Genomic DNA, 6,746 nt, shown 5'->3' on the forward strand with positions numbered 1-6,746 from the left:
TTTGTAGTATAATTTAAAAGACATGGCACAAACATTAATTCACAAAGCGGGTACACGTGGTGCAGCAGATCACGGATGGCTTAAAAGTTTTCATACGTTTAGTTTTGCTAATTATTATAATCCGGAAAGGGTTCAGTTTGGTGCCCTAAGGGTACTCAATGATGACGCTGTTAATGGTGGAAGAGGTTTTGGGGAACACCCCCATGACAATATGGAAATCATTTCTATTGCACTGAAGGGCGAGTTACAGCATGAGGACAGCATGGGCAACATTGCTGTTATTGCACCGGGAGAGATCCAGGTAATGAGCGCAGGAACTGGAATTTACCATACAGAGTTTAACAAAGATGGAGATAATGCGGTTGAGTTTTTACAGATCTGGGTATTCCCTAACAAGAGAAATGTGAGTCCAAGGTACGATCAGCAAAAATATGACCTGGATGGTAAAGCCAACACGCTGGTACAAATCTTATCTCCAAATCAAGATGATGAAGGGGTTTGGATTTATCAGGATGCCTGGTTTAACCTTGGCAAGTTTACAGCACAAACTACGCTGGATTACCAACTGCACAAACCAGGAAACGGCGCTTATATTTTTGTGTTAAAAGGAGACTTGAAAGTGGATGGCCAGGTATTGGAAACAAGAGATGGTTACGGCATTTGGGATAATGCAGGGTTTAGCCTGGAGGCTACAGCCGGTGCAGAAGTGTTGATTATGGAAGTACCTATGTCCATTTAAATGAAAAAGGAAATTCTAGTTGTTGGTACGCATGAACACATCTTAAAAGTAATTTTAAGGTTGATAAATGCGAATGAGCTGTGGCAGGCAACAGGTTGCACTGATGCCACAGCTGCTTTAGAACTTGTAGAGGAGAAAGATTTTGATTTGGTTTTAATTGGTGCCGGGCTAACGGAAGAAGAAGAAAACCTGTTAATTAAAAAATTGAAGGAGCTGCAACCACCCAGACCCTGTGTTAAACACTACGGAGGTGGAAGCGGCTTGCTCTTTGCCGAAATTTATGGTGCCCTAAATTAATTATTGCCAAAGAGTTTGTACCTTAGGCATCAAAACTGACAAACTTTATGCTCTACAATTTATTCGGTCTGGACAGCTCTGTTTACTATATTGCCATTCCTTTGCAAATTCTTGTGATTATCCATGCGCTTAAAACAGATCGTAAACAATGGCTTTACATGCTCATATTTATCCCTGTGATAGGATCTTTGATTTATCTCTACATGGAAGTGCTTCCTGATTTACGAAATGGAACATTTTTAAGCAGTCTGCAAAGGTATTTTATGCCGGGTCAGAAGATTAAACAATGGGAACGTAAAGTACAGATCTCTGGCAGCATTACAAATAAGCTGGGCCTGGCAGAGGCTTACGCCGAGCAAAAACAATATGAAAAAGCTATTGAGCTTACATCAAGTTGTTTGAAAGGTTTATATGTAGATGATCCTGCTATACTTTTACAACTTGCCAGGCAGTATTTTCAAAATGGACAATACCAGGAGAGCATTCGTTTTTTTGACCAGCTGAATAAAAACAATGGCAACTTTAGTATGGTGGAAGATGAGTTGTTGCACGTAAGGGCATTGGAAGGTATAGGGGAAATAGAGGCCGTTCACCAAGGCTACAAAAGAATTATCCGCAACCACCATTCTTTGGAAGCAATGTTCCATTACGGTATGTTTTTAAAGAAACAGCAGCAAAAAGCTGAAGCTAAATTACAGTTTCAGGCTGTGAGGGAAGAGATCAAACTCCTTCCGCGTTACCTGCGCCGGAGAAATGCACAATGGAGCAGACGTGCATTGAAGGAATTGATGTAAAATCACTGCGCGATCTAAATGTTTGCTGAAAGTAAAGTGTTCCTTTAAATCCTGCATCCAAATGTAATGTGGCTAACTTTGTACCACATTACTCCAGAAATAAATGCAATCTTCAACAATTACGGCTAAATCCATGTCACAGATCAGGATGACAATAGCTGGATATGTAGCTTTCAGTTTTATAGGCTATTTTACCATTGGTTTATCCCTGGCGGTATTACCTATATTTATCCACCAGGGCTTGGGATATAGCACCGTTATTGCGGGTGTGGTAATCAGTATTCAGTATATTACTACTTTTCTTTCTCGAGGTTATGCAGGCAGTATTGTTGACAAGAGAGGGCCTAAGCCAGCTGTTGTATTAGGTATGACTGGTTTTGCCGTTAGCGGGGTATTCCTGTTTGCCGCTTACTTTTTTAAGGATATGCCATTGCTAAGTTTGAGCATTTTGGTGATAACCAGATTAACCACGGGTTTTGCTGAGGGACTAATAGGTGCCAGTCCGGTTAACTGGGCCATATTTGTAGTAGGAAATGAGCATACTGCTAAAGCAATATCTTTTAACGGAATAGCCAATTACAGCGCAATAGCCATCGGCGCCCCACTTGGTGTAATTTTAAACAATCACTTTGAATTGGGCAGTATAGGTCTTGTAATTATTGCCGTTGGCCTTGCAGGCTTATTTTATGCAAGAAGCAAAGCTGCTGTTAGAAAAATAAGCAACACGCCCAGACAGCCTTTTATAAAAGTATTGAAAACCATAACCCCTTATGGCATTTGTTTGGCATTAGGTGGATTGGGTTTTGGTACCATCTCTACCTTTATTACGTTGTATTATGCCTACTTAAACTGGGAGGGCGCAGTATTGTGCTTATCTGTTTTTAGCTTGCTGTTTGTACTGGGAAGAATATTTTTTGCACGCTCTATAGACACTTACGGTGGAATGAAAACAGCGATGACTTGCCTCGCAGTAGAATCTATAGGTTTGCTGATTTTATGGTTGGCAAAAGATCCTTACCTAGCGGTAATAGGTGCCGGTATTGCCGGACTTGGATTTTCATTGGTATTCCCGGCGCTGGGCGTGGAAGCTGTAAGACTGGTTCCTGATTCTAACCAGGGCGCTGCCCTGGGTGGTTATGGATTATTTATTGACTTATCCTTGGGCTTAACCGGACCGTTGGTAGGTGGCGTGGCAAGTCAGTTTGGGCTGATGTATATTTTTCCTTTTAGCATGTGTATGGTGGTCATTGGCCTGGCACTAGCCGTAAGGATATATGGCCTACGGCAATCATCATTACCGCTAAAGGCCATATAGTTTATTTAGGTAATACGGGAGGTGCAGGTTTACTGAACCTGGTACTTATGGATTTTAAAAAGCCCTCCAGTGCATCACGCTCTTCGATACTGAGGTTTAATTTCCTTAACATGGCTGATCGTTTACCTATTTTTAGAGAATCTGGCACTATGGCAGCTCGCTGAATTGGATTGGGATTGCCTAAATTGTACTCTATTTTATCAATTAGTATTCTGAAACAATTGATTTTAAGCGTCGGATTCTTCTATCAATACCTCAGAATGATGCTCACTCCACTTTATCATTTCGTAAAGTATAGGCCAAAATGACCTTCCATAATCAGTAAGCTGATAGTCTACTATGCCATTCGATGCTTTGTCGCAAATTCTATCAATGAGCCTATTACCTTCTAAATCTTTTAATTCTCTGCTTAGCATTCTCGTTGTAATCTTAGGGATAGCTTTCACAATTTCGTTAAAGCGTTTTTTATCATCAAATAAGCACTGCAAGATTAACAACTTCCATTTTCCTCTAAAAAATAGTGAAGTGTGTTCGATATGTTTAATATCCCTAGCAAGAAAATAACTGGTCTCTTTACAATTCATAGTTTAACTAATTATATCAACAACTACAAAAGTAGTTTATTTGAAATATTAATACTACTAATTTGGTAGATTAAATATTTTATCTATATTTGTCGTAGATGAAAATAGCACTGCTACATATAATCCCCTCTCTAATGCCTTACGCCAGTATGCGAATGCGCTGCTGTTGTTGGTGTGCCTTATAGCATTCAACAACATCCTCCTTAAGTTTTAAGTTTTGAAACGATAATTAACACGGGAGGTCTGCACAATTAGTTTTTATTTAAATACCACTAAAATTCTTAACCTATGACAACGATATTAAATAAACTCGTCTACATTTTCAATACTGAACACGTTTCAATTCCAACTATCACGCCTTTACGTTCAAAACCGGCAGAAATAGGTGAAATCATCGCAAACTTCTATTTAAAGGCTGATCAAGGATATTGGGAGGGAAAACCAACCTTTATTAGCCACGATAACCTAATTACCGAAAAGCAATTATTTAGAAAACCCCTTGTACTTGCATTTTACTCTGCCGAGTGGAAAAGACACGGACTGCAGCAATTAAAAACACTTCAGGCTCTACAAAAAGATATAAATATACTTGGTGGACAGCTTTTGGTTATCTCTGATGCAGATTTAAGGTCATTAAGACAATTGATTGTTGACCATAATTTGAGTTTAAATATTTATGCCGACCCCCAAAATATTCTCGCTGAGAACCTTGGTATATTTAATGCTGCAGACCCAATTTACAACAGGATATCTGGCATTGACAATAATGCACCGCTACTGGCCACCTATGTAGTTACGCCAACTAGAAAAATTGCCTTTAGGTTCATAGATACACAAGATGATAGCTTCCCTGCGGAAAAACTATTAGCTTCGATTGTAATCTCAGCTACTAATTCATAAGAAATAGTTCAGCTTCATACTATAAAAATAGCTCGTTTTAGATTTGGTTAGATCTAGTTATGTTTGGAAGCCAAACCGGATGGTTTGGCTTTATCTATATAATGTCTCTGCTAATTTTAGTGCATTGTAAACGTTCACAATACCCCCACTTACACAGATCTCACTAAATGAAATTCTGGAGCTTACACCTTTCTCATTATCATACCTAATTTTATGATTTACCTTTGTTACAGATTTCATAATAATATCCTTTAATTGTATCGGCTTTAAATCTGGATAATAACTTAAAATCAATGCCGCAAGTCCAGACACAACAGGTGCTGCCATACTAGTTCCATCGAATACATCATATTTAGAACCCGCAGTAGTAGATTTTATCATAAAGCCAGGTGCAAAAACATCAACATTATATTTTCCATAATTTGAAAATGAGGCTTTTAGATCTAAATCGTCCTTATAACTGCTTGCACCAACTTCAATCCAATTCTTAGCATAAGGTATAAGCGACCTCAGAGAGTCTATTTCTCTCGAAGTCTTTTTCAATGCTTCTGCATCAACTCCTTTTCCCACTCTATCTACAGAAACCCGCCCTGAATTTGCCCCATTTAGCGGAAATAAAAGAGGAATTGCTTTTTTGCTTTTATCTATGGCGTTTTTATATGCATTCGCCTCCGGTCCAGCAAAATACTTATTAGGAAAGTTCTCTTCTACATCTACATTTACATTATCGTTTCCAGCTGCATGTACGAGCAAAACACCCTTATTTTCAGCATATCTTACAGCCTCATCTACAATTTTTTTATCCCAGCTAAATGATTTTCCAAAACTCATACTAATGATGTCTGCGCCATTATCTACCGCATATCTAATTCCATTAGCTACATCCTTATCCCGCTCATCACCTTCCGGAACAACACGAACAGGCATTACAATAACATGATTCGAAACACCATTAATCCCAAAATTATTATTTCTTACCGCCCCAATAATTCCAGATACGTGAGAGCCATGATCGGCATTTGGCCCGGCTACATCTTTATTTCCGTAATTTTTTTCCGAGGAATTGTCATAGTCGTCCCCAACAAGTGCCGCCCGTTCATCATATTTCGTGTTCAGGTTATATTTTATCATTATATCATACTGCCTGTATGCATCTTTTATCTCTTTATAAAACTTTTCAAAACCACCACTTTTTCTTGATCCAGACCTTATGGCGCGTTTAACATGCTCTTCCATCTCATCATCTGGAATATATTTATCTATATCTTCCAATGATGGAATATTTTTATGATTAGCGTGGGCAACAGAATCCATAACTTTATTAATGGCAACCAGGTATCTATAACTTTGATCTGCATCATCATATTTTTTACCAAACTCTGCTGCTACCCTGGTAAATAATGCATAATCTACCTTCCCAGCGCTATCCAAAACTGTAGAACGAATTGTTGAGCCATACTTTGGCAATAGCTTTTTATATATTCTAACCAATTCTAAATTGTCATAAGCCAAAGTCCCACTAGCAGATCCAATAAAATTCCAGCCATTTACATCATCAACATACCCATTTTTATCATCATCTATTCCGTTACCAGCAATTTCACCGTTATTTTTCCAGATCACATCTTTTAAATCCTCATGATTGACATCTACACCCCCATCAATAACAGCCACAATAACTTTTTTCTTAGGCATTCTACCCTTTAGCAATTCGTTATATGCTTTCTCGGTACTTATTCCAAAGTAACCGTTTTGAATCAGATCAAGATTAAACCAGCTATCCGGGAGTTTTACATTCTTATCCTGGGCAGTAAGTCCCGAGCTGAAAAGAACAGTAAGAAGAATTATATAAATTGCTTTCAATTTCATTTAGATTTAGCCTTAAATGCAATTATACTGATTTATAAGAATCAGATTGAATATTTTTACACAATTTAACAATAAACTAAGAATGGATAAAAGTTTCTATCCAGCAGATTGCATAGGCATGGAGTATTTACCTGAGTTTTTTAGTTATACCGAAACAGGGGTTGGAGTAAAATTTTGGCTGCGCCAGGATATCTTTTTTAACCCTTTAGCAAGAGCCACAGCATTGCAGCGTAAGGCATAGTAGGATT

At 38.3% G+C, this 6,746-nt stretch carries 8 protein-coding genes; 6 read left to right on the plus strand and 2 right to left on the minus strand.

The annotated features are described in order from the left end of the window. The first annotated feature begins 22 nt into the window (after window positions 1-22). From LPB86_RS20075 to LPB86_RS20090, 4 genes are all read left to right on the plus strand, one after another. The gene (locus LPB86_RS20075) at window positions 23-739 is read left to right on the plus strand and encodes a pirin family protein (RefSeq protein WP_230693210.1); all 717 of its coding nucleotides are present in this window, start codon (window positions 23-25) and stop codon (window positions 737-739) included. Continuing rightward, entirely contained in the window at window positions 740-1,036 is a 297-nt protein-coding gene (locus LPB86_RS20080) for a hypothetical protein (RefSeq protein ID WP_230693211.1), read from the plus strand. A 47-nt stretch (window positions 1,037-1,083) separates the two neighbouring features. Continuing rightward, a complete protein-coding gene (locus LPB86_RS20085; protein ID WP_230693212.1) occupies window positions 1,084-1,830 on the plus strand; it encodes a tetratricopeptide repeat protein in 747 nt (248 codons plus the stop codon). Between the two features lie 103 nt (window positions 1,831-1,933). Further along, window positions 1,934-3,145: an MFS transporter gene (locus tag LPB86_RS20090; protein WP_230693213.1), complete on the plus strand. Its 1,212-nt coding sequence runs from the start codon at window positions 1,934-1,936 to the stop codon at window positions 3,143-3,145. A gap of 227 nt (window positions 3,146-3,372) precedes the next feature. Here LPB86_RS20090 and LPB86_RS20095 read toward each other — a convergent pair whose 3' ends face one another. Further along, the gene (locus tag LPB86_RS20095; protein ID WP_230693214.1) at window positions 3,373-3,729 is read right to left on the minus strand and encodes a helix-turn-helix domain-containing protein; all 357 of its coding nucleotides are present in this window, start codon (window positions 3,727-3,729) and stop codon (window positions 3,373-3,375) included. Window positions 3,730-4,017: 288 nt separating this feature from the next. Between LPB86_RS20095 and LPB86_RS20100 the strand changes: the two genes are divergently transcribed. Then, window positions 4,018-4,629: a redoxin domain-containing protein gene (locus LPB86_RS20100; protein ID WP_230693215.1), complete on the plus strand. Its 612-nt coding sequence runs from the start codon at window positions 4,018-4,020 to the stop codon at window positions 4,627-4,629. Between the two features lie 90 nt (window positions 4,630-4,719). On the opposite strand, the gene LPB86_RS20105 is transcribed toward LPB86_RS20100, so the two are convergent. Next, window positions 4,720-6,498 (minus strand): S8 family serine peptidase, encoded by a 1,779-nt coding sequence (locus tag LPB86_RS20105; protein WP_230693216.1) that lies wholly within the window; start codon window positions 6,496-6,498, stop codon window positions 4,720-4,722. 82 nt (window positions 6,499-6,580) lie between these two features. On the opposite strand from LPB86_RS20105, the gene LPB86_RS20110 reads away from it, so the two are divergent. Then, window positions 6,581-6,739 (plus strand): hypothetical protein, encoded by a 159-nt coding sequence (locus LPB86_RS20110; protein WP_230693217.1) that lies wholly within the window; start codon window positions 6,581-6,583, stop codon window positions 6,737-6,739. Window positions 6,740-6,746: the final 7 nt, after the last annotated feature.

The sequence above is a fragment of the Pedobacter sp. MC2016-14 genome, assembly GCF_020991475.1.
Classification (GTDB): domain Bacteria; phylum Bacteroidota; class Bacteroidia; order Sphingobacteriales; family Sphingobacteriaceae; genus Pedobacter.

Excerpts from the sequence above, each read along its gene's own strand:
- LPB86_RS20075 (WP_230693210.1), top strand. The coding sequence starts at position 23 with ATGGCACAAACATTAATTCACAAAGCGGGTACACGTGGTGCAGCAGAT.
- LPB86_RS20080 (WP_230693211.1), top strand. The coding sequence starts at position 740 with ATGAAAAAGGAAATTCTAGTTGTTGGTACGCATGAACACATCTTAAAA.
- LPB86_RS20085 (WP_230693212.1), top strand. The coding sequence starts at position 1,084 with ATGCTCTACAATTTATTCGGTCTGGACAGCTCTGTTTACTATATTGCC.
- LPB86_RS20090 (WP_230693213.1), top strand. The coding sequence starts at position 1,934 with ATGCAATCTTCAACAATTACGGCTAAATCCATGTCACAGATCAGGATG.
- LPB86_RS20095 (WP_230693214.1), bottom strand. The coding sequence starts at position 3,729 with ATGAATTGTAAAGAGACCAGTTATTTTCTTGCTAGGGATATTAAACAT.
- LPB86_RS20100 (WP_230693215.1), top strand. The coding sequence starts at position 4,018 with ATGACAACGATATTAAATAAACTCGTCTACATTTTCAATACTGAACAC.
- LPB86_RS20105 (WP_230693216.1), bottom strand. The coding sequence starts at position 6,498 with ATGAAATTGAAAGCAATTTATATAATTCTTCTTACTGTTCTTTTCAGC.
- LPB86_RS20110 (WP_230693217.1), top strand. The coding sequence starts at position 6,581 with ATGGATAAAAGTTTCTATCCAGCAGATTGCATAGGCATGGAGTATTTA.